The organism is Mycoavidus cysteinexigens (assembly GCF_003966915.1).
Taxonomy (GTDB): Bacteria; Pseudomonadota; Gammaproteobacteria; order Burkholderiales; family Burkholderiaceae; genus Mycoavidus; species Mycoavidus cysteinexigens.
Genome location: NZ_AP018150.1, coordinates 1711132 through 1736760, shown reverse-complemented (window position 1 = coordinate 1736760; position 25629 = coordinate 1711132). Strand labels below are relative to the sequence as shown.

Sequence of the window (25629 nt, the reverse complement as noted above, 5' to 3'; positions counted from 1 at the left end):
GAGATTGAAAAGGCGAATGCAAGTGTTGAATAAATTTAAGTTAGCTGTTTTGTTAGGAAGTATCGCGGCCATTCTGGCTGGCTGTAGCGGTTTGCCTGAAAAAATTGATGAAACAACAACCTGGTCGAATGAAAAATTATACTCGGAGGCTCAGGAAATGCTAACCGGCGGCGATTGGGCACGCTGCGCAAAATATTTTGAAGCGCTTGAAGGACGAGATCCTTTTGGCGAATACGTGCAGCAAGCTCAAATCAATGTCGCTTATTGCAACTGGAAAGATAACGAAACAGCGGCTGCTTTGCAGGCGGTGAATCGTTTTATTCAATTGCATCCGAATCATCCAAAGATTGCTTATGCTTACTACCTAAAAGGCATCATTAATTTTAATGACGAGCTCGGTTTATTCGGTCGCCTTAGCCGGCAAGATATTAGTGAGCGTGATCCTAAGGCGATGCGTGATTCATATAACGCCTTCAAAATAGTCGTTGAGAGCTACCCCCAGAGCCCATATGCACAGGATGCGGCGCAACGGATGCGTTATATTGTCAATGCCCTGGCGGCTCACGAAGTCCATACTGCGCATTACTACTACCGGCGCGGTGCTTACCTTGCCGCCGTGAATCGCGCGCAAACGGCGCTTAAGCAATATGAAAGCGCTCCTGCCACTGAAGATGCCTTGCATATCATCGTGCTGTCCTATCGAGCGCTTGGGCAAACAAAACTCGCTAGCGATGCAGAACGCGTATTACAGGCTTCTTTTCCAACCAGCCGCTATCTGCAAGATGAGCGCAGTAAGTTAAAGGTTAGAGCGTTAAATTGAGTCTATTCATTAGACTAGCGCTAGCGGTCCTACGCTGATTGTGGCAGGTTTATGATGCTTGGGGGCAAGGGCCGTATTCAATCATTTCGATGCCTGTTGCGCTGGCTAATAAGCATAAATTTGCAGGACGTTTGGCAAAAAGTCCAACTGTCACCACACCTGGCCAACTGTTAATTTTTGCTTCAAGCGTGACTGGATCGGTGATCTGCAAGCCGTGCACGTCAATAATTTGATTGCCATTATCTGTCAAATAAGGTGCGCCATTTGCTGTAGTTCGCAATACGGGTCTGCCGCCTAAGGCGAGAAATTTGCGGCTGAGTGCGGCGCGCGCGAGAGGTATAATTTCAACCGGTAGCGCGAAGTGCCCCAATGTATTAACGCGTTTTGAGGCATCTGCAATGCAGATAAAGATCTCAGCGACCTGCGCGATGATTTTCTCACGCGTCAATGCCCCGCCGCCGCCTTTGATCATATGTCCGTGATGATTGATCTCATCCGCGCCATCGATATAGACAGGCAGGGTTTCGATGTCGTTGAGATCCAATACTTTAATCCCATGCATTTTAAGCCGCGCAGTGGTCGCATTTGAGCTCGACACGGCGCCATGATAGCGGGCGTTGAATACCTTGTGGCTAGCCAGAGCGTCAATCAAATAGTTAACGGTTGAGCCCGTGCCAATTCCGATCACAGCCCCTTCTGGTATGCGGGTGAGTATGTAATCGGCGGCGGCTTGGCTAACGAGACGTTTTAAGGTGTCCTGGGACATGCTGACATAGACCGAAAAAGAATTAAAAGAATCAGGGAATTTGCTTATGGGGTTTTAGCGCTTAACTCGCTAGGATACGTTGCCGGCGCGCCTCGAACAGAGCGACGCCGCTGGCTACGGATACATTTAGGCTTTCAACGCTACCGGCCATTGGAATATGCATGACTTCATCGCAGGTTGTGCGGGTTAAGCGACGCATGCCTTCGCCTTCTGCCCCCATGACTAATGCCAGTGAGCCAACTAGTTTGGTCTCATATAAGCTTGTCGGAGCATCATCGGCAGCGCCGACGACCCAAATATCGGCTGCTTGTAATTCACGTAGCGCGCGTGCTAGGTTGGTGACAGAAATATAGGGGGTTGTATCTGCCGCGCCGCTGGCTACTTTTGCTGCGGTAGCATTAAGTCCCACGGCGCGGTCGCGCGGGGCAATCACCGCCTGCGCGCCGGCTGCATTTGCGACGCGCAAGCAAGCGCCAAGGTTATGGGGGTCAGTGACGCCGTCAAGTACTAATAAAAGTGCGGGTCCGCTTATGCCGTCGAGCAACTCGGCCAAATTATGGGCGAGGTGGACCTCGGCTACGCGCGCGACGATGCCTTGGTGGCGATCCGTGCCGGCGAGGCCCCGCAGTCGTTGCTCTTCTGCGGCGATAAGCCGCACCCCGGCGACGCTAGCGACCTTTAAAAAATCTTGCATGCGCCGGTCGCGGCGGCTGGGGTCATATAAGATTTCGCTGATGGTAGCTGCATCATAGCGCAAGCGTGCTGTGACTGCGTGAAAGCCGTAAAGAAGTTTGAGATGGGCCATACTCTAAAGAAGAAATTAAGTGTTTTTGCGCGTGCGTTTTGAGCTAGTCTTAGCACTATCGCGGGATATGGATTGAGCCGTTTCGGCAGACTTTGGGTTTGCGAGTGGGGTTTTTGCTTTAGGTTTTCTCTTAGCTTTGGCAGCGCCAGTCTTGGCTATTGGATGCGCTGGGGTTTTATGAGAGATTTTGCTTGGAGTATCTTGCACCAAAACAAAATCAATTTTACGCGTGTCTAGGTCAACTCGGCTGACCTGCACACGCACCCGATCTGCCAGCCGGTAGCGGGTCCCGGTATGCTCGCCGCGCAATTCATTTTTAATTTCATCATATTGAAAATAATCTGAACCCAGTTCAGTGACATGCACTAGACCTTCAACAAACAGCGTATCAAGCTGTACAAAGATGCCAAATGAAGTCACCGCGCTGATTAAGCCGCCATATTCTGCGCCCAGTTTATCGCGCATAAAATAACATTTAAGCCAGGCTTCAACATCGCGCGAGGCTTCATCTGCGCGTCTCTCATTGGCTGAGCAATGGAGGCCGAGCTCGTTCCAAATAGCTGAATGGCTTTGGCGCGGTCCTTTGTGAGAAGGGTGAGCGCTGTTTTTGTTGGCTTCGTTTTGTAAGGCCTGTGCGCGACTGCTCAGAGCGGTATTGAGTTGCATTTTTGGCAAAAGTGCTGGCTCATAGCGGTTTCCGCTTAAAAGAGCGCGAATTGCCCGATGCGTGAGTAAATCAGGATAACGTCGGATTGGACTGGTAAAGTGAGCGTAAGCTTCGTAAGCCAAGCCGAAATGACCAAGATTGTCTGGGCTGTAAACGGCTTGCTGCATGGAGCGTAGTAACATAGTTTGCAGCATTTGCGCATCTGGCCGTTGGCGGATTTGCGCCATTAGAGCACTATAGTCGCTTGCATGTGGTTTAGCGCCGCCCTCAAGCGAGAGCCCAACGCCGCGCAAAAAGCTGCGTAGATTGGCAAGTTTTTCTTCGGTAGGACTTTCATGGACGCGATATAGCCCAGCGTGTTTATGGCGCTTTAAGAAGTCAGCAGCGCATACATTGGCGGCTAACATGCACTCTTCGATCAATTTATGCGCTTCATTACGCGAGCGCGGGACAATTTGCTCAATTTTCCCAAGTGCGTTACAAATAATATACGTTTCGACCGTATCAAAATCGATCGCGCCGCGCTTCTGCCGCGCGTTTACAAGTAGTTGATAAGCGCCATATAAGTGCTGTAAATGTGGGAGCAAGGAAGCGCGGTTTTGGGCTTCAAGGCTTTTGGTATTCGCTAAGATAGTGGCGACCTCAGTATAAGTCAGGCGTGCCGCCGAATGCATCATAGCGGGATAAAATTGATACGCATGGAGCGTGCCTTGGGCGTCAATCACTAAGTCGCAAACCAGCGCGCAGCGATCTACGCCTGGGTTAAGCGAGCACAGTCCATTCGACAGTTTTTCTGGCAGCATTGGAATCACACGGCGCGGAAAATAAACTGAGGTACTGCGCTCTAGAGCATCCGTGTCAAGCGCATCATTCGGCTTCACATAATGAGATACATCTGCGATCGCGACGATCAGCCGAAAACCATTGCCGCGGCCGACTTTGACCGGTTCGCAATAGACTGCGTCATCAAAGTCGCGTGCATCTTCACCGTCGATCGTGACTAATGGCAAATCGCGCAGGTCAACGCGTTGGTGTAAATCCGCTGGGCGCACTGTGTTAGGCAACTTTGTAGCCTGTGCCAGGGCGGCCTCGCTAAATTGATGGGGCACTCCGTGTTTGCGCACGGCAATTTCAATCTCCATGCCGGGATCGTCGATCTCGCCTAAGATTTCAACAACTTTGCCTAGCGGGGCGGTGTGACGGCTTGGAAAATCAATTAGCTCAACGCTTACGACCTGTCCTGCCTTAGCTTGGCCTTGAGCGCGCGGGGCAATGATAATATCGTGGCCAATGCGTTTATCTTCTGGGGCCAGCACCAGTACGCCATTTTCATTCAGCAAACGGCCAATCACATGAGTATTGGCGCGCTTAGTGATTTCTACAATATGCCCTTCCGGCCGTCCACGGCGGTCGTAGCCAACGATGCGTGCGAGGACACGATCGTTGTGCATGACTTTCTGCATTTCAGCGTTGGAGAGAAAAAGGTCGGTTTGTGCATCGTCACGAATTAAAAAGCCATAACCATCGCGGTGACCTTGAATGCGGCCCGCTATAAAGTTCGAGGATGAAGCTAATTGTAAATAGCCTTCTTGGCTAGATTGAATTTGCTCATCACGCTCCATGGCGGTAAGGCGTTTGAGAAAACCGTCTTGTTCTCTGGCTTTGACCGAGAGGGTTTGCGCAATATCTTTGGCGGTTAGCGGGACAGTGCTCGCGCGCAATACGCTCAGAATCTCTTCGCGGCTTGGAATCGGATATGGGAATTTATTCAATGGCTGATTAATGATTTTTGTTGTAAGCGGGTTTGCTTGTATGAGCGAGGTAAAAGTACAGAAATAAAGTTAATTCACCCCTGCTCTTAGCTAGACAGAGATATTCTAACAGGTAATAATATTTATACAAAATAGTATAAATTTTAAGCTATATCAACCTTTCGCGTTGATGAGTTTGGCTTAATGTTTTCTTTGTTGTATTCTGCGCCCTTCTTATTTTTATCTTTACTCTTAATTATATATGACGGTGCCCGCTCATTCTATACCTAAAGTTGGTTTTGTTTCGTTAGGTTGTCCCAAGGCTCTAGTCGATTCCGAGCAAATTCTGACCCAATTGCGTGCTGAGGGCTATGAAATTTCAGCAACCTATGACGGCGCGGATTTAGTGGTTGTGAACACCTGTGGTTTTATTGACGAAGCCGTGCAGGAAAGTTTGGATACGATTGGCGAAGCTTTACACGAAAACGGTAAAGTGATTGTTACGGGCTGCTTGGGAGCGAGAAAAAGCCAAGGTGGCAGTTCTTTGGTTAAAGACATCCATCCGAAAGTACTCGCCGTTACTGGCCCGCATGCAGTGGGCGAAGTCATGCAGGCGGTGCATCGCCATTTACCAAAACCGCATGATCCATTTGCGGATCTAGTGCCTGCCGCAGGCTTAAAGTTGACCCCTCGCCATTACGCTTACCTAAAAATCTCTGAAGGCTGCAATCACCATTGCACTTTTTGTATTATTCCGTCGATGCGGGGCGATTTAGTCTCGCGGCCGATAGCGGAAGTTATGCTAGAGGCGGAGAATTTGCTGCGCGCGGGCGTACGTGAACTCTTGGTGATTTCTCAGGACACTAGCGCCTATGGGGTTGATGTTAAATATCGGACGGGCTTTTGGCGTGGCCGGCCATTAAAAACCCGGATTACTGAGCTGGCTACTGCATTGGGTGAGTTAGCGGCTGAGCATAACGCCTGGGTACGCCTACATTATGTCTACCCCTATCCACATGTCGACGAACTGCTGCCGTTGATGGCGCAGCAGCGTATTTTGCCTTATCTAGATGTTCCGTTTCAACACGCGCATCCGGCGGTGTTAAAACGGATGAAACGCCCCGCGAATGCGCAAAAATCGCTTGAGCGAGTGCAAGCGTGGCGCGCGCTCTGTCCTGAGCTGACGATTCGGAGCACCTTTATTGCAGGTTTCCCCGGGGAAACGGAGGCCGAGTTTGAAACTTTGCTGGATTTCATCCGCACTGCCGAGTTGGATCGGGTTGGGTGCTTTGCTTATTCTCCGGTAGCCGGCGCTGCGGCGAATGAACTGCCGGGGGCACTGCCTGATGCCGTGCGCAATGAGCGGCGCGCGCGTTTTATGGAAGTGGCGGAGGCCGTATCAGTGCAGCGTTTAAAGCGTAAAGTAGGGCAGACGTTGCGGGTCTTGGTGGATGAAGTGAATCAAGCTGGAGGTATCGCGCGTTCGTCTGCAGATGCGCCGGAAATCGATGGTGTGGTTTATATTGAGCCAGTGACTCATGCTTCCCACACCTATCAAGCAGGGGATTTCGTTGACGTAAAAATTACTGGCGCGCAAGGGCATGATTTATGGGGCGAAGTGTCTAGCGTAACGAACTGAACGGTTAACCTACTAATAAGTACGATGATTGTCTATGGATACGCATTTGCAAACTGAGCTTGTGCATCATGCACAAGCCAACCTGATAGCCGGCTGGGCGGCAATACCAGCGCCCGTGACACGGGCCTCGACCGTTCTCTTTCCCAATCTCGCCGCGTTGCGTGCGCTTGACTGGCGTCATGATGCGCAATGGCGCTATGGTTTGCACGCCACTCCTATTTCTCATGCTCTCGCGCAGCAGTTGGCTGCGCTTGAGGGTGCGACACAGGCTTTGCTGCAGCCTTCCGGCTTAGCCGCCATTGTGAATGTGTATCAGGGTTTGCTACAGCAGGGCGATGATGTGCTGATCCCGGATAATGCCTATACGCCAAATCGTGATTATGGCGCTTGGCTAGCGAGATTTGGTATTTCTGCCCGTTATTATGATCCGCTCATAGGCGCCGACATTGCTCAGCTTATACAGGCTAATACACGTTTGATTTGGCTTGAAGCGCCGGGCTCGGTGACGATGGAAGTGCCGGATGTGCGTGGCATCACGCAAATTGCTCGGGCACGAGGTATTTACACAGCGCTAGATAATACTTGGTCAGCCGGACTCGCTTTTAAGCCGTTTGAACATGGCTGCGATATTTCGGTGCAAGCCCTGACTAAATATCAGTCTGGTGGCAGTGATATTTTGATGGGCGCTACGCTCACGACAGATACGGAACTGTATTTGAAACTCAAGCAAGCGCGTATGCAGCTTGGGTTTGGGGTCTCCGCCGATGATTGTGCTCTCGTCTTGCGCGGTTTGCCTAGTATGAAGGTGCGCTACGCGGCTCATGAACAGAGTGCATTGGCGCTGGCGCGGTGGTTAAAAACACGACCTGAAGTGGCGGCTGTATTACATCCGGCGTTACCGGACTGCCCAGGCCATGCATTTTGGAAACGAGATTTTTCTGGCTCGGGAGGATTATTTTCGGTTGTGTTTGATGAAAAATATACATCCGCGCAAATAGATCGTTTTGTTGAAGGGCTCCAATTTTTTAAATTGGGGTTCAGCTGGGGCGGCGCATTAAGCTTGGCGCTACCTTATGATGTAGCACCGCTGCGCACGGCGACGCGCTGGCCTCATCGCGGCGGGTTAGTGCGCTTTTTTATTGGCTTGGAAGACGAACGTGATTTGCGCGCAGATCTTGAGCGCAGTATGTCGACCCATTTGCTAGGCTAAAGTTCAATGAATCTTATTCTTCAGAGTACTCAACTACTGTCTAGTGCGCAACTTGAGCAGGCGCGCGTAGTGGCTGGTGGCGTAGCGGCGCTGCGCCTGGATGACTATGCCGCACGTATTCTCAATGTGGATTTAGCTTTGCGGGCGCAAGTGACGGCCTGGTGCGCGCAGCACCAACTTGACTGTGCATATATGCCGCCAAGGTCTTTGGCTGAATTTAGTTTAGTCGTGATGGATATGGATTCGACTCTGATCACGATCGAATGCATTGATGAAATAGCTGATTTTTGCGGTCTTAAATCTAAAGTAATGGCCCTGACCGAAGCCTCTATGCGTGGCGAGATAATTGATTTCGAGGAAAGCCTGCGGCGTCGAGTCGCTTTGTTAAAGGGACTCAATGCCAATGTGTTGGAGCAAGTATGGCGGAAACGTCTAAAGCTCTCATTAGGAGCACAACGCATGCTGGCCGGAGTGCAAGCCGCAGGTTTGCATACGCTTTTAGTTTCGGGCGGGTTCACCTTCTTTACAGAGCGGCTGGCCGCTCGTCTCAGATTGGATTATGCATACGCGAATAGGCTTGGCATTCATCATGGCAAGCTCACTGGTGAGGTGGTGGGTGAGATTGTGGATGCTCAGGCCAAAAAGCGGCGGCTCTATGAAGTGTGTGCTGAATTGGGGATTACGGCTTCGCGTGCTATCGTGATAGGAGATGGAGCCAATGATCTGTTAATGATGGCGCCGGCGGGTCTGTCTGTGGCTTTTCGAGCGAAGCCCGTGGTGCGGCAAGCGGCAGATGTATCGTTGGAGTATATTGGTTTGGACGGGATATTGCGCTTATTTGGATGAAATCTCGGCTATTGGTTTAAACTGAAAAACTATTGCCTTATGTCATTTTGACGAAGCGTAATATACTTAAATAAGTTATAAAAAAAGCCAAGGAGTAACTTATGAAATACCCAATCACTAAAGTGGCCAAAGCTTCATGCGTGCTTGCCATCTTTGCCTTAATGGGAATGGGGCAGTTGGCGCGGGGCCAAATGCCTAAATCTCTGGATGCGCCGATTCATTACACGGTCAAAGTGGTGTCCAAGCTCTATGGTAATGCACAAGAAACCCGCCTGATTGCATCCGGTGAAGTGGATGATTTTACCTGGAAAACTGTGCCGCCTGCGGGGGCTGTACCGATAGATCGGCAGTGCCCTGACTGGGAAAATGTACCGCGTGACAGCGAACATGCAATGTTGCGGCAGACAAAAGTGCGGCTTGCGCCGATTGTCGGCCAAGACGGTGTGGCAACGATTCAATTAAGTTTTCGCGCTCATGCGCCTCAAGGAACTTATCTTTATAAAAAGAAAAGCGGCCAAAAGGTGCGCTGCCCTAAAGATCGCGTGCATCACCAAATTGTGCGCTTTACCTTGCCCACTAATGGAGTCTCCAAGACCATCAAGCTGACGGATGGAACAATTTTGACGGTGACTGCGACTAGGTGAGAGGCGTTTGATAGCCCAGCGCGAAGTACAGACAGTAATTGCTCAGAGTGTGTCGCCCCAATAGTGTTTTCTTGGAAGCAGCATATCTATCAAAATGCTTAAATCTAAGCAAAACATATGCCTTACAAGCTACCTAGATAACCTTAAAAGGGGAATGCATATGGATGCTATTTATCGGCTCCGAGCCTATGCTGCTATGAAACCTATGCATTTCCATGTATTGACTTCCACGTTTGTATCGTCGTCAGGGCAGATTTAAATCAATTAGGAATTTAAAATTTTATTGCTGCTCTTTTGGTACAAAGTGGAGTTATATTATTTAGAGAGAGAATGCTATTGGAATGTTGTCATTCTGAGCTGAAATTCACCAAAGAAGCGACGATAGGGAAAATACAGTTGCCTAGAGGGGTGTTAGTCATGGAATCATGCTGCATCGAAGGTATGCTCGTCTTCAATGAACTGATTCCAATGCAAGTATGATCGGAAAAAATTTTATTAAATACGAATTTCATATTTTATCGTAGTTTTTTAATAAAATTTGGCTGCTATATTCCCACTATCTTTAGTGAATAAATCTTTAAAATGTTGCTTATGAACCGCTGTGTATATAAAATTAGTGGTGGGTTTTCTAGGTTTCAAGTAAAGTATTTTATACTAGACAGCAACATTAAAAAATGAATAAGCAAAATTGGCTTTTTTGATTTCGCTCTATAATTTTTTTTGAGATTAAATGGGAGTGCTTTTGGAGCAAAGGAAATGATTATTAATCAAAAGCGATTGCGTTATTTTCACGCAGTTCACACTCATGGGCAAATCCGCAAAGCCGCAGATTATTTAAATACTGATGGTTCTGTTATCACCCGCCAGATTGCACTACTAGAAGAAGAGATAGGTGAAAAATTATTTGAGCGACATTCTCGAGGTATGGCATTAACTGAGGTGGGAGCGTTATTAATTGATTATTATCATCATACTCAGAAAGCTCAGCAAGATTTTGAAGTAGGTTTACAGGAATTGCGCGGAATGAAGCGAGGCACAATTCATATTGTTGTGCTCAAAGCGTATGGTGAGATTCTAGTAGAAAGTGTGCTAGGTGATTTTTGTAAAGAGCATTCTGGCTTAAATATTTCGATTAAAGAAACAAGTACAGCTGATCAAGCAGTAGCCGAAATAATCGCAGATGAAGCGCATATCGGAATTATGAGCCATTATTCTCTAAATGATCCAAATATTAAGTATAGTGTTTGTGCGCCACTTCCTATGTGCTTAGTGGTTAATCCTAATCATCCGCTGGCTAGCCAAAAAAAGGTTACTTTCTTAGAGGCTGCGCGTTACCCTCTGGCGTTGCCGTCCACCGCATCTAATTTGTGGCATATGATTCAAGAAGCCGAACGCATGGAGAATATTCAGCTAATTCCAGCATTTATCAGTGATTCTATTTCTACCCGAAAAAAGTTTTCTAGTATTGGCAACGGCGGAACGTTGATGTCAGCACTTGCTGCAGCTCAGGAAATTAAAATGGGTCAACTGGTGGCGCTTGAAATAGATCACCAATGTTTTCAAGCGTTCCAGCTTTGTTTGGCCGTCAAGAGGAATAAGCCATTTCTTCCGGCAATGAATCAATTATTTAGAATGCTCGAAGCAAAATTAGGAGCTTGCGCGCAGGTTGCTAAGAATCTGAGCGCTCATTAACGAAACTGAACCACTGGTGGATCAACTTGATTACTCGTCGCACAACCATTAAGGCGCTCGCCGTTGCTGCAACCGCCCCTTTTGTATGGGCACCTTCTCGAGCGGCGTCGCGGCGGAAGCCGATCGTCATACGTGATCCTGGTGGAATTTATACAAAAATATATCAAGATATTTTATACCAGCCCTTTACGGACAAGACGGGTATTCCAGTGAGGAGCGTCCAGTCTGATGCAGAACCGACTGCGCAGATTCGAACGATGGTTAAGAGTAAGAGTTATCTATGGGATATGGTGGCAATCAGTCATCGGGCGATTCCATTTCTGACAATAGGCAAGGAGGTTTATCTAGAAAAACACGAGCTTGAAGACGATCCTATTGTTTCATCGATTCCGCCTCATTTTAGATCTAAGTACGGAGTCGGCACGAATGCATATGCGACCGTACTTGCATATAGGATAGATGCTTTTAAAGGGCGTCAAGCACCGCAATTATGGAAGGATTTTTGGGATGTAAAAGGATTCCCGGGCCGTCGTAGTCTACGTAAGCTTCCTTACGACACGATTGAAATTGCATTAATGGCAGATGGTGTTCCGGCAAAAGAGATTTATCCGTGTAATCTCGATAGAGCGCTTCGTAGTCTTGATAAAATTAAGTCTGATGTCTCAGTCTGGTGGGTGGGCAGCGGACCGCAGACCGAACACTTTCTGAAAACCCGTGAAGTTGATTTAATCCCTGTTTTTAGTATTTGGGCGCAGGCTGCCATAGATGCTGGCGCACCGGTCGCAATTTCATGGGAACAGCACCTTTACGGATGTCACAATTGGGCAATTTTAAAGGGAACCCCTAACGCCGATGCATGCCGACAATTTATTCGGTTTGCCTGTCTCCCAGAGCGGCAAGCGCTACTCGCGCCATACGGAATTGGACCGACTCACCCTGACGCTTTTAAGCCAAATTATATTGATCCAAAATATGTTAAGCGTCTTCCGACTCATCCAGATAACCTTAAAAAAGGTTTATTTATTGATGCTTCGTATTGGCTTAAACAGGATGACATCATCCAACGATTTAACCATTGGCTCTTGGGTTGATATCCGAGGTATATCACCAATTCATCTAATGTGCCTGTGACCCAATGTGGCTAGCCCAACAAATGGAATATGCTGACTGAATTATGTCTGTCGTCCGGCGATAAGCCGCTGGATGCTTTCAGCAGATAAAGAAGTAGGGGAGAAGGTACTGCAGTATTTTGGGGGGAAATTCTATTGGAATCTTGTCATTCTGATCAGAAATTCACCAAAAGTATGGCGAAAAACTGCGCTTTGATAAGCTATTGATTTATAAAAATCTGTGGGTTGCGGGGGCAGGATTTGAACCTACGACCTTCGGGTTATGAGCCCGACGAGCTGCCAGACTGCTCCACCCCGCGTCCGGTAAGAGAAGAACTATAACAAAATATTGTAGGATGTGCAATAGGTCATTTCTCTTATTTGCGAATCCACGCGCAGAATTAGATTAGGGTTGATTGATTGGGTTACTCGTTGTCACGTTTTTGAAGGTTGGAATAGGCAGCCTTTGTATATCGCTCACCCCGCTTGCGCTGCGCTCGGGAGTCACTACCACTAGGTATTTTAGGCCTGGCGTATGATTATCTTCTCCTTGCAATTGGCTATATAAATGAGATGGAACCCATGAAGTTTCTGCTTTTATCAGCGTTTTGGCTAGGTCATCAAGCTTTTGAATGCGCTGCGTCAGTTGTTGGATTTGCGCTTTGAGATGGGATCTTTTTTCATGGCTTGCATCTTTTTGCGCGACTAATTTGAGCTCATGTTTTTTCTGCTTTTGCTTTAATACCGTGGCTAGGTTTGCGCATTCGTCCAATTGCGCCGCGATTGCTGGGTTGATGAGCAAACGTTCCGCAGAAACTGGATACGCTTTAGGTGTTTCTATTTTTGTATTTAAGAAACCTTCTAGGGCCTCTTGACCAGGTAGATTAGTCCAACGTTGTCTAGCATGATGTTCAAAGTCGCGCGCTTTTAGATGTATGACATCGCGATATGTCAATTCAGGAATAATGCCCTGTTCGTCTTGTTCTATGTGCACTACATTGAGGTGCCCACGCCGTGATGAAGAAAGTATGAGCGAAGGCAAGAGCGCTTTGCTGCGTAAGCTGAGGGTAAGATCGCTCTCTTTGGAGATTGGAATTCCAGTCGGAGCGAGAGAGGTGGATTGCATGAGCATCGTTTTGTTTCTCCAGCCGCGACTTTTCTCTTCACTTTGTTGCTGATTGCTCTGTACAGTGCGTTTGTCATGGAGCACAGTTTCATTGAAAAGAGTCAGGGCGCCTCCTAATCGTATAGGTTGCTTGACATCTAATTGGGATCCCATAAAAACGCCTGAGAAGAAGCCCAGTTCAGTCTGCCCTATTTTTTGCCAACTTAACGCGATATTAGGATTTTTGTAAAAGCACTCGGATGCGTAATACTCCAAGTTATCTTTAGCATCGGTGGCTTTTTTAACTGATTCCCAATATAGCTTAGCCATCTCTTCGCCATTTTTACGCCATTCCCGTTCGCTGTCTTCGCTAGAGAGTTGGCTGCGGCTAGGCACAGGTCTGCGAGTGGAGATTTCTGCGTCATACCCTTTGGTCCATCGTCCGAAGGGGCCGCCACCTGCGCCAATACCGCCAATAATATTTAATTTAGGTTGTTCTTCAATAAGAGGGAGGCCTGCAACAACGTTAACGCCAGTGTAGCCGGCGTTTTGCTTCGAAGCTCCAAAGGCAAAGAAACGGGTCGATTCGGTGGAGCCAATTTTATAAGTGGCCTGGTTGCTATGGGAAGCCTTTAGAGAAGGAATAATACTGACTCCAAGCCCAATTGGTAATGCTACGTTGATACCCCTTCTACCGCCGCTGGTGGTTTGGCGAGAGTTGCCCGTCTGATGTTGCTCCATGAAAGCTTGTGCTTGTTTATGGAGTGTTTCACTTGTGATTTCATCGAGCGCTGGGGTGATAAAAGGGGCTAATTTTTCTATTTTTTGGATTCGATCATTAAAATTTCTCTGGATATTTTTTAAACCATATTTATCCGAAAATTTTTTTTCATTTTTATTTGAAAAAAAATCTTCGCCTATTTTTTTGAGAGCGTTCAAATCGAATGGAGCAGATTTCAAGTGCTTAGAGCGCGAGCGAAAAAATCTGAAGCGACTCAACGGCACCATTTTTACCTCTAACATCTCAAGCATTGCTTTAATTTCCGTGGCAGGAAGTCGACTGGCTTGGCTTTCAATAAGCCGCGTTGCCTTTTTCCGTATTTTGCGACTGGCACGAGTTGCTAAGTCATAATTTTGGGGGTGGGCAAACCCTTGTTTCGTCTGAGATGAGATAGATTGCTCGGTCCATGCCTCGAGTTGGGCTACCTGAAGCACAGTGTTTAGAAATAAATTCCGCTCGGAATCACGCCGAGGGGTTGGGCTGATTTGGCGGGTATTGAGTCGATTCATGCCTTCGTTATAGAGTAGCTGGCAAGCATCAATCAGAGCGTTGTTATACTCTTGGATCTGCTTCTGATCGATCCCGAATAAGGGATTATCGTTTGGCGCATAGGGCGTTTTATCTTGGTTAGCCACATTGCGCAAATTCTTGGCAATCTGTTTTCCGCGCGCGCGCCAATATCGTTTGCTCCAAATGGACGTTTGTGCGATTTCGTCTCGGATTTTTTTGTGGCGATCCCCGCGCTCGACCCAGTCAGTTCCGGCTTTGTAAGAACGGTCTCTAACTCGGCAAAGTTCCGAGCCTTCTTGATTTTCACGAAAACCCCATTGCCAGAGGCGAAAAGCGGCGGCTTGAGATCGGTCAAGGGATTTTTTTGGAAATTCAGAAGATAAGCTTAGGTCAAGCAAACGGGCGGATTTAAGGGCCTGCAGCGCTAGATCGGCTTTAGGCTCTTGCTCAAGCTGACTCCTTGTGTTGAGATCATTCAGGTTGATCAAAGCCGAGTCGCGTGGGCCTAGTAATTCATTGAGTAAGTATGAGGCTTGTAAATAAACTGTTAAAACCTCTGCTGGGCCGGTGTTAAACATACCGGTTTGCTCACGAGGTAAATTTTGCAGTCTTAATAAAGCAGTTAAGACAGTGCCTTTCAAATGCGCCATTTCTTGGGCGCAACGCCAGGCGAGTTCATCGATCTTAGATGCAACTTGAGCGCCCGTCGGATTTATTTCAAGTTTTTTCGTAAGCCTTTCTAATACCTGCTTGGCCTGCTGCAAGTCGCCCTCACAAACCTGCGCTAGCTGATAGGCAACAGGTATCAGACCGAGTTCTAGAAAATTAGAGGGAGACTGAGTTTTTTGTAAATGCGTGTTGATCGATTGAAGGAATTGATGCGTTTCATGCTTTTTCGCCGCGGGAAATAAGTCGAGCAATACATTGTCGATTTGCCCTGGTGCGAGGCAATTAGCATCAAGTTGCTGTTTTGGTTTAATGGCATACTCAATTGAGCTGGCCCAGTCATCAGCCTCTTTCTTTACTGCGCGCTGCTTGAGTGCATATACCGCTTTTTTTAAATTTAGCTTGGATAACCATTGCGGCCATAATTTTCCAGCGCGTTTAAGATCGGGCGGAGATGCGTCAGAGGTAGGTATGGGAGGAAGAGGGCGGACTTCAGCAATCGTTTTTAATGGCCGTGCCGCGGTATCCGGCGGCCTGACATGATCGCTAATGATCTTAGTCGGGGTAAACGCAAGGTTAGATGAAATGGAGGGGGTCGGCTTACCAAAACTCAGATCGAGCAAATCTGTAAACTCAGCCTGTAATTTTTCGATGCGCTTTTGGATGCGCTTCTCGCTGTAACTCAATGGAGTGTCAGTTAAGGAAGACGTTTCTTCCACTAGAGTTACCAATGACCGGGCGCTGGCTGAAGAGGCAGGCGTGCGTTCCACAGAATATCCTGTTGTGCGACCTAATCAAATTGACTAGGTATCCTATTGCAATGTTGATCTGCTATAGGCTGATTGTTTTACTAATTCAAAAGATTGATGCGGGCGGATGCGAAAAGAAGTTATCCTTAACGATTTAAGAGCAATGGATTTTTCGCCAAGCAAGGCGCCGTTTTGTGTGTCAAGCATTATTTTCTAAAGTTTTTTATGCATGGACGACGGCACTGCGCGCGCTTAGGCTTCGAATTTTTATTCTATGATGGCCTGATGGCTTAATACAGATAATAAAAAAATTTATTTTAAATTACATTGAGCTTTGTGATTGATCAATCCGCCTACTTTATTTTCACTTAAAATAGGTTTATTTAAAGCTAAAGCGCCAAATGAATCCGCCTGGAGTTATTAACTAGGCGAGAGCAGATTTATATCTGCTCGCTGATGATGAAAACCCTGCCTATTTCTTCACCTGATTGCCAATGAGGCCGCCAGCGGCAGCGCCGCCCAGCGTACTCAGCATATTGCCGCCCAGCGCTGCGCCAGCCACGCTGCCGATGCCTGCGCCAATGGCGGTATTGCGCTGGCGAGTTGTCATGCTTTCGCAAGCGGTTAGACTCACAACCATACTGGCAAGAAGAATGGCGGCGCTAAGAGATTTGATCGCTTTTAATTCCATGGTGGGGTTTCCTTCAAAGATGCGCTAAAAAGGTCTGTGTAGCTAAGGCGCAGTGCCAAGCTATAGATAATCTTACGCCATGAATTTGCGTCGAATCGTATGGATTGCGGATAAATTTGTATTTAAATGTTTCTGCACATGCGAAGCTTGCGCACGAGCGGTTTTATTCCGCTCGTCGCATTTTTGATGACGGCCTTATTTTATTTATTGACGCTGATAAATTTCTGCTCCGCTGCGTATGAATTCAATCGCTTTTTCAGTTTGTCCCTGAACCAGTGCCTGTTCCGCTGAGACCCCCGTTTTGGCGGCAAAATCACGCACATCTTGCGTGATTTTCATGGAGCAAAAATGAGGTCCGCACATGGAACAGAAATGGGCTACTTTGGCTGAGTCTTTAGGTAGTGTTTCATCATGAAATTCACGTGCTTTATCAGGATCTAAGCCCAGATTGAATTGATCTTCCCAACGAAACTCAAAGCGTGCCTTTGACAGGGCGTTATCACGAATCTGTGCGCCTGGATGCCCTTTCGCCAAATCTGCTGCATGGGCGGCGAGTTTATAAGTGATAATGCCTTCTTTAACGTCATCTTTATTCGGCAAGCCCAAATGCTCTTTAGGCGTGACATAACAGAGCAGCGCCGTGCCAAACCAGCCAATCATGGCGGCGCCAATGCCTGAAGTAATGTGATCGTAACCTGGCGCAATATCGGTGGTCAGCGGCCCAAGTGTATAAAATGGTGCTTCCCGACACCAATCGAGTTGCAACTCCATATTTTCTTTGATTAACTGCATCGGCACATGGCCTGGGCCTTCAATCATGACTTGCACATCATGCTTCCAGGCGATTTGCGTGAGTTCCCCCAGCGTTTTTAATTCAGCTAATTGAGCTTCGTCATTGGCATCGTAAATCGAGCCTGGGCGTAGCCCATCGCCCAGTGAAAAGCTCACATCATAAGCTTTCATGATTTCGCAAATTTCTTCAAAATGCTCATAAATGAAACTTTCGCGATGATGGGATAGGCACCATTTTGCAATAATAGAGCCGCCGCGCGACACAATCCCAGTCATGCGCTTAGCGGTCATTGGCACATAGCGCAGCAGCACGCCAGCGTGAATTGTGAAGTAATCCACGCCTTGCTCAGCCTGTTCAATTAACGTGTCGCGAAAAATCTCCCAAGTTAGGTCTTCTGCTTTGCCATTGACTTTTTCAAGCGCTTGGTAAATCGGTACTGTGCCAATTGGCACGGGGCTGTTGCGTAGAATCCATTCACGCGTTTCATGAATATTTTTGCCGGTGGATAAATCCATCACCGTATCGGCCCCCCAACGAGTGGCCCAAGTCATTTTATCGACTTCTTCGCCAATCGATGAGCCGAGAGCTGAATTGCCGATGTTTGCATTAACTTTAACCAAGAAATTGCGGCCGATGATCATCGGCTCGATTTCGGGGTGGTTAATATTCGCTGGGATGATGGCTCGGCCGCGGGCGATTTCGTCGCGCACAAATTCTGGCGTAATTTCATAAGCATTGTGCTGTGCGCCTGGCTGGCTTGAGAGCGCGGCGCCAAAAGCTTGTCCAGGATGTTGTCGGCTGAGTAGCTCCACCAGCCGCTCGCCTTGCGGTCCGCTCGCGCGTAGGCTGGCTAGATATTCGGCGCGGCATTGATTTTCGCGGAGTGCAACGAACTCCATTTCAGCGGTGATGATGCCTTGCCGCGCATAGTGCATTTGACTCACATTGGCGCCTGCTTTAGCGCGCCGCGGCGCGCGCTTGGAGCCGGTGAATTGCGTCTCGGTGTGATTTTTGTCCGCTGCGCGTTCGCGGCCAAAGCGGCTCATAGGGTGGGGCAGAGCTTCGGTATCGCCGCGGTCAAGAATCCAGCTATCGCGCAATGGCTCTAGACCACAGCGAATATCAATCTGGGCCTGTGGATCAGTGTATGGACCGGAGGTATCATAGACAAACACCGGTGGATTTTTTTCCGCGCCAAAATTACTGGGGGTATCCGCTTGCGCGATCTGGCGCATCGGCACGCGTAGATCCGCGCGTGAGCCAGTCACATAAATTTTGCTGGAATTAGGCAACGGTTGAATGGCGGCGCTATCGACATGGGCGGTGGCGGAAATGAATTTTGGCTTAGCATTCGCAGTTGTCACAATATACTCCAGTTAGCAGTTACGTATGACTTAGTTTTTTGTCGGACCGAGATCCAGTTTGAGGCCGCTAGCATACAGCGTCGTAGGCGGCGCGCAAAGGACTTGGTTTGGAGGCGTTACAATTTTGCCGTATTATCCGTGTAAAAACCTAAGCCATCGAGCATTTTCAGCCTGGCCTTAATTCCACAATTTTAGATGTGGATTGTCGTTGGACTGAAAAAAGTATAGAATTATAGACGTAATGGGAGCTTAAGCTCAGCACGACGTAAGTAAGACATGTAGCTAGCAAAAAGATGGGCATTGAGCCCATTTTTTTTTGGCGAGCAAATTGGGATTGCTGCATAGGCCGCTTAAGCCATTTTTCAAGCCGCTTTGTGTGGAGCCAATAAATGCAACTGATAGAAACTACTGTCGCCGGGCTGGGTTATGAACTGGTTGATATAGAGTATGGCGCGCGTGGCGTGCTGCGTATATTTATTGATCAAGCAGCAGGGATTACAATTAAGGATTGCGAAAAAGTGAGCCACCAGCTCCAGCAGGTGCTGACGGTTGAAAATGTGGATTACGAGCGCCTTGAGGTGTCATCGCCGGGATTAGACCGGCCGCTAAAGAAATTAGTCGATTTTGAGCGCTTTGCCGGCAGCGAAGCGGTAGTCACTTTGAGAAAAGCACTGGCTGGCCGCAAGCAATACCGGGGTGTTTTGCAGCAACCTCAAGGTGAAACGATGAAGCTGCAATTTGAAGGCAAAGAAGGTCCAGCCGTGCTGGATTTTACTTTAGCTGACCTTGATAAGGCCCGCCTTGTCCCGCAGATCGAATTTTAGGAGTTATAAGCAATGAGTCGCGAAGTATTGATGCTGGTAGATGCGCTCGCCCGCGAAAAAAACGTCAATAAAGAAGTGGTCTTTGTTGCGCTTGAAGCGGCACTCGCTTCGGCCACAAAGAAATTATACAATGAAGAGGTCGAGATTCGAGTAGCGATCAACCGCGCTAGCGGGTCGCACGAAACTTTTCGTCGTTGGTTGGTGGTGCCGGATGAAGCCGGCTTGCAAGAGCCTGATAAACAGATTCTGTTGTTTGAAGCGCTTGAGCAAATTCCCGAGATCGAAGTTGACGATTACCTGGAAGAGCCGATTGAATCAATTGGCTTTGGGCGGATTGGCGCGCAAGCGGCTAAGCAAGTGATTTTGCAAAGAATTCGTGACGCTGAGCGTGAGCAAATTCTGAACGACTTTCTAGAGCGCGGCGAAGTCATCATGACGGGCACGGTCAAGCGGCTCGATAAAGGCAATTTGATCGTTGAGTCGGGGCGCCTCGAAGCATTGCTGCGCCGTGATCAACTGATTCCACGAGATAATCTGCGCGTCGGCGATCGGGTGCGAGCTTGGCTACTTAAAATCGACCGCGTCGCCCGCGGGCCGCAGATTGAACTCTCCCGCACAGCACCAGAGTTTCTAGTCAAATTATTCGAGATAGAAGTACCCGAAATTGAGCAGGGTTTGCTGGAAATTAAATCGGCCGCGCGCGATCCTGGCATACGCGCTAAGATTGCCGTAGTTGCTTATGATAAGCGGATTGACCCAATTGGCACTTGTGTCGGCATTCGAGGCTCGCGGGTACAGGCGGTGCGGAATGAAATCGGCGGCGAAAACATAGATATTGTCCTTTGGTCGGAAGATCCCGCTCAATTCGTTATCAATGCATTGGCTCCCGCGGTGGTTCAGTCGATCATGGTGGATGAAGAAAAACATGCAATGGATGTGGTTGTCGATGAGACTGAATTGGCTTCTGCGATTGGCCGGAGTGGACAGAACGTGCGTTTAGCCAGCGAGCTTACGGGTTGGCAAATTAATATCATGACGCCAGACGAGTCCGCTGAAAAGCAAGAACAAGAGCGCTCAGCTTTGCGTGATTTGTTTATCGCTCGTTTAGATGTGGATGAAGAAGTCGCCAACATTTTGTTGGATGAAGGGTTTACTAGCCTGGAAGAAGTTGCCTACGTGCCGCTTAACGAAATGCTTGAAATTGAGGAGCTTGATGAAGCTACGGTGCATGAATTGCGGAATCGAGGGCGCAATGCATTACTCACCATGGCGATTGCAAACGAAGAGCAAGTTGAAAATATCGCCCTTGATTTGAAAACGCTCGAAGGCATGAGTCCCGACTTGCTTTCAAAACTGGCTGAGCATCAGATACAAACGCGTGATGAGTTAGCGGAACTGGATGCCAGTGAGTTAATTGAGATCGCGGCAATGGATGAAGAAGTCGCGAAAGCTTTGATTATGAAAGCGCGCGAACACTGGTTTCAATAACGTCTCGCGTTATGCATGCTTAGCGAATAAGTTAAGTTAGAGCGTTAAAGAACTGTTTTAGTTTTAGAGTGCGGTAAATAGAAATGAATGAGGTATGAATGGCGAGCAATAATGTAGCTCAATTTGCCGCAGAACTTAAAATGTCTGCTGGCGTGTTGCTAGAGCAATTGCGTGCGGCTGGCGTTGCGAAACAAAGTACGGATGATGTATTGTCGGAAGCTGACAAGGCGCGTCTATTAGAGCACCTGCGTCGGGTTCACGGTGCGGATGACACAGAAAAACGCAAAATCACGTTGACGCGTAAACAAGTATCGGAAATCAGGCAATCTGATGCAACGGGCAAGGCTCGCACCATTCAAGTTGAAGTGCGTAAAAAACGCGTCTTTGTTAAGCGCGATGAAACTGTCGGCGTGAGCGAAACAGCTCCGGTGGAGACCGCGGAAGCGGATAAAGCCGAGTTGGAACTTCGCCGCGAGGAAGAGGCGCGCCGGCAAGCTGAGTTATTTGCTCGTCAGGCCCAAGAACAGCAAGAGCGCCAAGCGCAACTTGCACGTGAAGAAGCTCAGCGCAAGCTGCGCGAAGAGGAGCTTGAAGCTGAACGCCGTCGTGCTGAAGAAGAGGCTGCTAAACAGGCTGTCACTGAAGCTGCAGCGCCAGCTAACGCACCCATTCCCCAACTGCCTAACGCAACTGATGCGGCAACGCAGGATGTGAGCCAAGTGGCGTCAACCACTTCAGCCACAGAGCAGAAAGCGCCAGGACAAACTGCTGCCGTGCCGGCTGAGCAGCCGTCGCGCCAAGCAGCGCGCAGAGCGGGCGCTGCTATTCAAGAAGCGCCAGCGCGCGTCGTTGACGAAGCAGAAATCCAACGCCGGCGCGCAGCGGCTGAAGCAGAGGCGCTGGCGATCCGAGAAATGATGAATACGACGCGCACCGTAACGCGCGCCGTTGCAGTAAAACCGGCAGCAGCGCCGCCCGCAGCGGTTGCGGCCAAAGGGACCTTGCATAAACCTGCAAAACCCGCAGGCGCAACTGGTGTTAAAAAAGACGTTAAGAAAGAAGTTAAAAAACCAGCCACTGCGGTTGCGACAACCGATAAAAAGAAACCGGCAAAGACATCGACTTGGCAAGACGATGCAGCTAAGCGCCGGAGCATCAAAACTCGCGGCGATGCGAGTGGCGGTATGGACCATGGTTGGCGTGGCGGCCCTAAAGGCGGGCGTAAGCATCATCGTGACGATCGCACAACTTTCCAAGCGCCGAGCGAGCCGATTGTGCGCGAAATTCATGTGCCTGAGACCATTAGCGTGGCGGACCTCGCGCATAAAATGTCAGTCAAGGCTTCTGAAGTCATTAAAGTGATGATGAAGCTAGGCCAGATGGTGACAATCAACCAAGTACTGGACCAAGAAACTGCAATGATTGTGGTCGAAGAATTGGGTCACACTGCGTTAGCGGCTAAACTGGATGATCCTGAGGCGCTATTGATTACCGGCGACTCACATGACGCGGAGAAATTGCCGCGGCCACCGGTGGTAACCGTGATGGGCCATGTGGATCACGGAAAAACTTCATTGCTGGATTATATCCGCCGGGCTAAAGTGGCTTCTGGCGAGGCTGGGGGCATTACACAGCACATTGGCGCATATCACGTCGAAACGCCGCGTGGGGTGATCACCTTCTTAGATACGCCAGGCCATGAGGCATTTACAGCCATGCGCGCGCGTGGTGCGCAGGCCACGGATATTGTGGTGTTAGTGGTGGCCGCAGATGACGGCGTGATGCCGCAAACTAAAGAAGCCATTGCTCATGCTAAAGCAGGTAATGCGCCGCTGGTGGTAGCGATCAATAAAATCGACAAACCTGGCGCGAATGAAGAGCGTGTCAAGCAGGAGTTAGTTGCGCAAAGCGTAGTTCCTGAAGAATACGGCGGCGATGCTCCGTTTGTGCGGGTTTCTGCTAAAACTGGAGAAGGCATTGATGAATTGCTCGAGCAAATTTTATTGCAAGCAGAAGTGCTTGAGTTGACTGCGCCGGTCTCTGCCTTAGCTAAGGGTTTAGTGATTGAAGCCAGGCTAGATAAGGGTCGAGGGCCCGTCGCAACCATTTTAGTGCAATCCGGCACCTTAAAAAGTGGAGATATTGTACTCGTGGGTTCGGCTTATGGTCGTGTGCGCGCTATGTTGGATGAAAATGGCAAGCCGACGACGCAAGCCGGCCCCTCAATTCCGGTTGAAATTCAAGGGTTGTCCGAAGTGCCTGGCGCTGGCGAAGAAGTTATTGTGCTGCCTGACGAGCGTAAAGCCCGTGAGATTGCGCTGTTCCGTCAAGGCAAGTTCCGTGATGTGAAACTCGCTAAACAACAAGCCGCGAAGCTTGAAAGCATGTTTGATCAAATGGCTGAAGGGGAAGTGCAAAACTTGTCCTTGATCATTAAGGCGGATGTGCAAGGTTCGCAAGAAGCGCTGATGCATGCGCTGACAAAACTCTCTACAGATGAGGTGCGGGTCCAAGTTGTACACGCCGCTGTCGGGGGGATCAGTGAATCGGATGTAAATCTTGCCACTGCGTCGAAAGCCGTGGTGGTCGGATTTAATACGCGGGCGGATGCGCAAGCGCGCAAACTCGCCGAAACCAACGGCATTGATATTCGATACTACAATATCATTTATGACGCGGTGGATGAAATAAAAGCAGCCATGTCGGGCATGCTTGCGCCAGAGAAAAAAGAAGTGATTACCGGTCTTATCGATGTGCGGCAAGTATTTCGCGTGCCTAAGATTGGTGCGGTCGCAGGTTGCATGGTGCTTGAAGGGTCGGTCAAACGCTCATCTCAAGTACGTGTATTGCGTGCTAATGTGGTGATTCACACGGGTGAGCTTGAATCGCTTAAACGCTTCAAAGATGACGTGCGCGAAGTGAAGACTGGCTTTGAATGTGGTCTTTCCGTGAAGAACTTTAATGATATTGTCGAAGGCGATCAACTGGAAGTCTTCGAGATTACTGAAGTTGCACGTACGTTATAAGAGCCACCTACACTATGCCTAAAAAACGCAGTACCCCTGAGCGCATCAACCGCATCGCAGATCAAATCCAGCGAGATTTATCTGAAATGATTACGCGGGGCGAAGTGAAAGACCCGCGCATTGGTTTTGTCACGCTACAAAGCGTAGAGCTAACGCCTGACTATGCACATGCCAAAGTATGGTTCACCACGCTCTCAGGGGACCCGCAAGTGTCGCGTACAGCCTTGAACCATGCGGCGGGTCATTTGCGTAATTTGTTATTCAAACGTTTACATATCCATACAGTGCCTACACTTCATTTTATCTTTGATGAGACACTTGAAAAAGCGGTTGAGCTCTCGCAATTAATTGATCAAGCGAATGCAGTGCGCGCGAAGGATTAATGCGTTTGATAGTAAATCAACACTATCAATTCAACCCAGTTATGGCGCTTCCTATTCAGCCAAGCAAGCCGGCCCGACACGCTCTGGATGGCGTGCTACTGCTCGATAAACCCCTGGGCCTCTCGAGCAATGAGGCCTTGGTCCGTGCTAAGCGCTTACTCTTAGCTAAAAAAGCCGGACACACCGGCACCCTTGATCCCCTCGCATCTGGCCTGTTACCGCTTTGTTTCGGAGAAGCCACAAAATTCTCCAATGATTTACTGAACGCAAGTAAAGCCTATGAGGCGACTGTAGTACTTGGCGCGTGTACGACAACTGCGGATGCAGAGGGTGAAATCATCCAGAGCCGGCCTGTCAAATGCGAGCTAAAAGCCGTGCATGAAGCGTTGGCTCGCTTTCGTGGTGAAATATGGCAAATCCCGCCCATGTACTCAGCGCTGAAACGTGATGGCAAGCCTCTCTATGAATATGCGCGCGCTGGCTTGACGCTTGAGCGGGCGGCGCGTCCCGTGACGATTGAAAAGCTTGAACTCATCAGTTGCACGCTACCGGTGCAAGCTCAAACCGATCCATTAGCGATGGCGACCGGGACACTGCAAATACGCGTGCAGTGTAGCAAAGGAACCTATATCCGCGTATTAGCGCAAGATATTGGCGAAGCACTCGGCTGTGGGGCCTATTTAGGCGCACTGCGTCGTACCGGCGTAGGCTTATTAAAGCTTGCTGATGCGATCTCTCTCGAGGCGCTTACAAGCACTGATCATGCCGCACGCCTAGCTTATTTGCAGCCTACCGACACTTTGCTCTCTACCTATTCAACGATACAGCTTACACCTGCGCTCGCGCACCGCTTTAAGCAAGGACAGCGCTTACCCACTGAGTTAGTGTCAGAGTCAACGCACAGCAATTTACCCGCGCCGGTTACCGCTGCGTTGGTGCGGGTGTATGACGAAACTTCTCAATTTTTAGGGACCGCGCGTTTAACCGAAAAGATTTTGGCGCCAGAAAGATTGATAGCAAATCAATAAATCAATCTTAAAAGGGGGAGTCAACGTTTGTATATTTCGCGCGCGGCGCTTTCAATATGTTGCCGGAGGAGGCGACGCTCTTCAAGATTCATTACATTTTTATCGCGAGGTTCATGAGAATTAGGTAAAGAAGGCTGCTGGATTGAGTTTACGGTTGTCGTGGGCGAACTACAATCGCGACTGTTGCGGGGTACGCCGTTAAAGTCTGGCTGGCAAGGCAAATTGGTCGCATAGGCAGTGCATATATAGCTAAAAAGCGCGATGCTAAGCCA

Annotated in this window: 18 protein-coding genes and 1 tRNA gene; 12 read left to right on the top strand and 7 right to left on the bottom strand. The window is 48.9% G+C overall.

Going from position 1 to position 25629, the window contains the following annotated elements:
- Positions 1 to 16 precede the first annotated feature (16 nt).
- Positions 17 to 820, top strand: a complete 804-nt coding sequence (locus MCB1EB_RS07240; protein ID WP_045361737.1) for an outer membrane protein assembly factor BamD — start codon at positions 17 to 19, stop codon at positions 818 to 820.
- 49 nt (positions 821 to 869) lie between these two features.
- Here MCB1EB_RS07240 and rpiA read toward each other — a convergent pair whose 3' ends face one another.
- The 3 genes from rpiA to rnr all read right to left on the bottom strand — a co-directional run bounded on the left by rpiA (position 870) and on the right by rnr (position 4830).
- Positions 870 to 1586, bottom strand: coding sequence for a ribose-5-phosphate isomerase RpiA (rpiA, locus tag MCB1EB_RS07235; RefSeq protein ID WP_045361738.1), 717 nt, complete (start codon positions 1584 to 1586; stop codon positions 870 to 872).
- Positions 1587 to 1647: 61 nt separating this feature from the next.
- Positions 1648 to 2391 (bottom strand): 23S rRNA (guanosine(2251)-2'-O)-methyltransferase RlmB, encoded by a 744-nt coding sequence (gene rlmB / locus MCB1EB_RS07230; protein ID WP_026921959.1) that lies wholly within the window; start codon positions 2389 to 2391, stop codon positions 1648 to 1650.
- Positions 2392 to 2406: 15 nt separating this feature from the next.
- Positions 2407 to 4830 carry a ribonuclease R gene (gene rnr / locus MCB1EB_RS07225; protein WP_045361740.1) on the bottom strand — a complete coding sequence of 808 codons (2424 nt, stop codon included), beginning with the start codon at positions 4828 to 4830 and terminating at the stop codon, positions 2407 to 2409.
- Between the two features lie 241 nt (positions 4831 to 5071).
- Here rnr and rimO point away from each other — a divergent pair, with 241 nt between their 5' ends.
- The 6 genes from rimO (at position 5072) to MCB1EB_RS07195 (ending at position 11931) form a co-directional block, all read left to right on the top strand.
- The gene (rimO, locus tag MCB1EB_RS07220; RefSeq protein WP_026921957.1) at positions 5072 to 6448 is read left to right on the top strand and encodes a 30S ribosomal protein S12 methylthiotransferase RimO; all 1377 of its coding nucleotides are present in this window, start codon (positions 5072 to 5074) and stop codon (positions 6446 to 6448) included.
- Positions 6449 to 6482: 34 nt separating this feature from the next.
- A complete protein-coding gene (locus MCB1EB_RS07215; protein ID WP_045361743.1) occupies positions 6483 to 7658 on the top strand; it encodes a cystathionine beta-lyase in 1176 nt (391 codons plus the stop codon).
- A 6-nt stretch (positions 7659 to 7664) separates the two neighbouring features.
- Positions 7665 to 8504 carry a phosphoserine phosphatase SerB gene (serB, locus tag MCB1EB_RS07210; RefSeq protein WP_045361746.1) on the top strand — a complete coding sequence of 280 codons (840 nt, stop codon included), beginning with the start codon at positions 7665 to 7667 and terminating at the stop codon, positions 8502 to 8504.
- Between the two features lie 101 nt (positions 8505 to 8605).
- On the top strand, positions 8606 to 9148 hold the full coding sequence (locus tag MCB1EB_RS07205) for a DUF6013 family protein (RefSeq protein ID WP_232034097.1): 543 nt from the start codon (positions 8606 to 8608) through the stop codon (positions 9146 to 9148).
- A 756-nt stretch (positions 9149 to 9904) separates the two neighbouring features.
- The gene (locus MCB1EB_RS07200; RefSeq protein WP_045361749.1) at positions 9905 to 10840 is read left to right on the top strand and encodes a LysR family transcriptional regulator; all 936 of its coding nucleotides are present in this window, start codon (positions 9905 to 9907) and stop codon (positions 10838 to 10840) included.
- 26 nt (positions 10841 to 10866) lie between these two features.
- Positions 10867 to 11931 carry an ABC transporter substrate-binding protein gene (locus MCB1EB_RS07195; protein ID WP_232034096.1) on the top strand — a complete coding sequence of 355 codons (1065 nt, stop codon included), beginning with the start codon at positions 10867 to 10869 and terminating at the stop codon, positions 11929 to 11931.
- A 264-nt stretch (positions 11932 to 12195) separates the two neighbouring features.
- Here MCB1EB_RS07195 and MCB1EB_RS07190 read toward each other — a convergent pair.
- The 4 genes from MCB1EB_RS07190 to thiC form a co-directional block, all read right to left on the bottom strand.
- A tRNA-Met gene (locus MCB1EB_RS07190) sits at positions 12196 to 12269 on the bottom strand.
- Positions 12270 to 12355: 86 nt separating this feature from the next.
- A complete protein-coding gene (locus MCB1EB_RS07185; protein ID WP_045361754.1) occupies positions 12356 to 15781 on the bottom strand; it encodes a hypothetical protein in 3426 nt (1141 codons plus the stop codon).
- A 451-nt stretch (positions 15782 to 16232) separates the two neighbouring features.
- A complete protein-coding gene (locus tag MCB1EB_RS07180; RefSeq protein WP_045361756.1) occupies positions 16233 to 16451 on the bottom strand; it encodes a YMGG-like glycine zipper-containing protein in 219 nt (72 codons plus the stop codon).
- Positions 16452 to 16655: 204 nt separating this feature from the next.
- The gene (gene thiC / locus MCB1EB_RS07175; protein WP_045361759.1) at positions 16656 to 18608 is read right to left on the bottom strand and encodes a phosphomethylpyrimidine synthase ThiC; all 1953 of its coding nucleotides are present in this window, start codon (positions 18606 to 18608) and stop codon (positions 16656 to 16658) included.
- 389 nt (positions 18609 to 18997) lie between these two features.
- On the opposite strand from thiC, the gene rimP reads away from it, so the two are divergent.
- From rimP to truB, 5 genes are all read left to right on the top strand, one after another.
- Positions 18998 to 19432, top strand: a complete 435-nt coding sequence (gene rimP, locus MCB1EB_RS07170; protein WP_045361761.1) for a ribosome maturation factor RimP — start codon at positions 18998 to 19000, stop codon at positions 19430 to 19432.
- 12 nt (positions 19433 to 19444) lie between these two features.
- Entirely contained in the window at positions 19445 to 20920 is a 1476-nt protein-coding gene (gene nusA, locus MCB1EB_RS07165; protein ID WP_026921948.1) for a transcription termination factor NusA, read from the top strand.
- 98 nt (positions 20921 to 21018) lie between these two features.
- The gene (gene infB, locus MCB1EB_RS07160; RefSeq protein WP_045361764.1) at positions 21019 to 23946 is read left to right on the top strand and encodes a translation initiation factor IF-2; all 2928 of its coding nucleotides are present in this window, start codon (positions 21019 to 21021) and stop codon (positions 23944 to 23946) included.
- A gap of 14 nt (positions 23947 to 23960) precedes the next feature.
- A complete protein-coding gene (rbfA, locus tag MCB1EB_RS07155; protein WP_045361766.1) occupies positions 23961 to 24329 on the top strand; it encodes a 30S ribosome-binding factor RbfA in 369 nt (122 codons plus the stop codon).
- 41 nt (positions 24330 to 24370) lie between these two features.
- Positions 24371 to 25357: a tRNA pseudouridine(55) synthase TruB gene (gene truB, locus MCB1EB_RS07150; RefSeq protein ID WP_045365395.1), complete on the top strand. Its 987-nt coding sequence runs from the start codon at positions 24371 to 24373 to the stop codon at positions 25355 to 25357.
- The last annotated feature ends 272 nt before the right edge of the window (positions 25358 to 25629 follow it).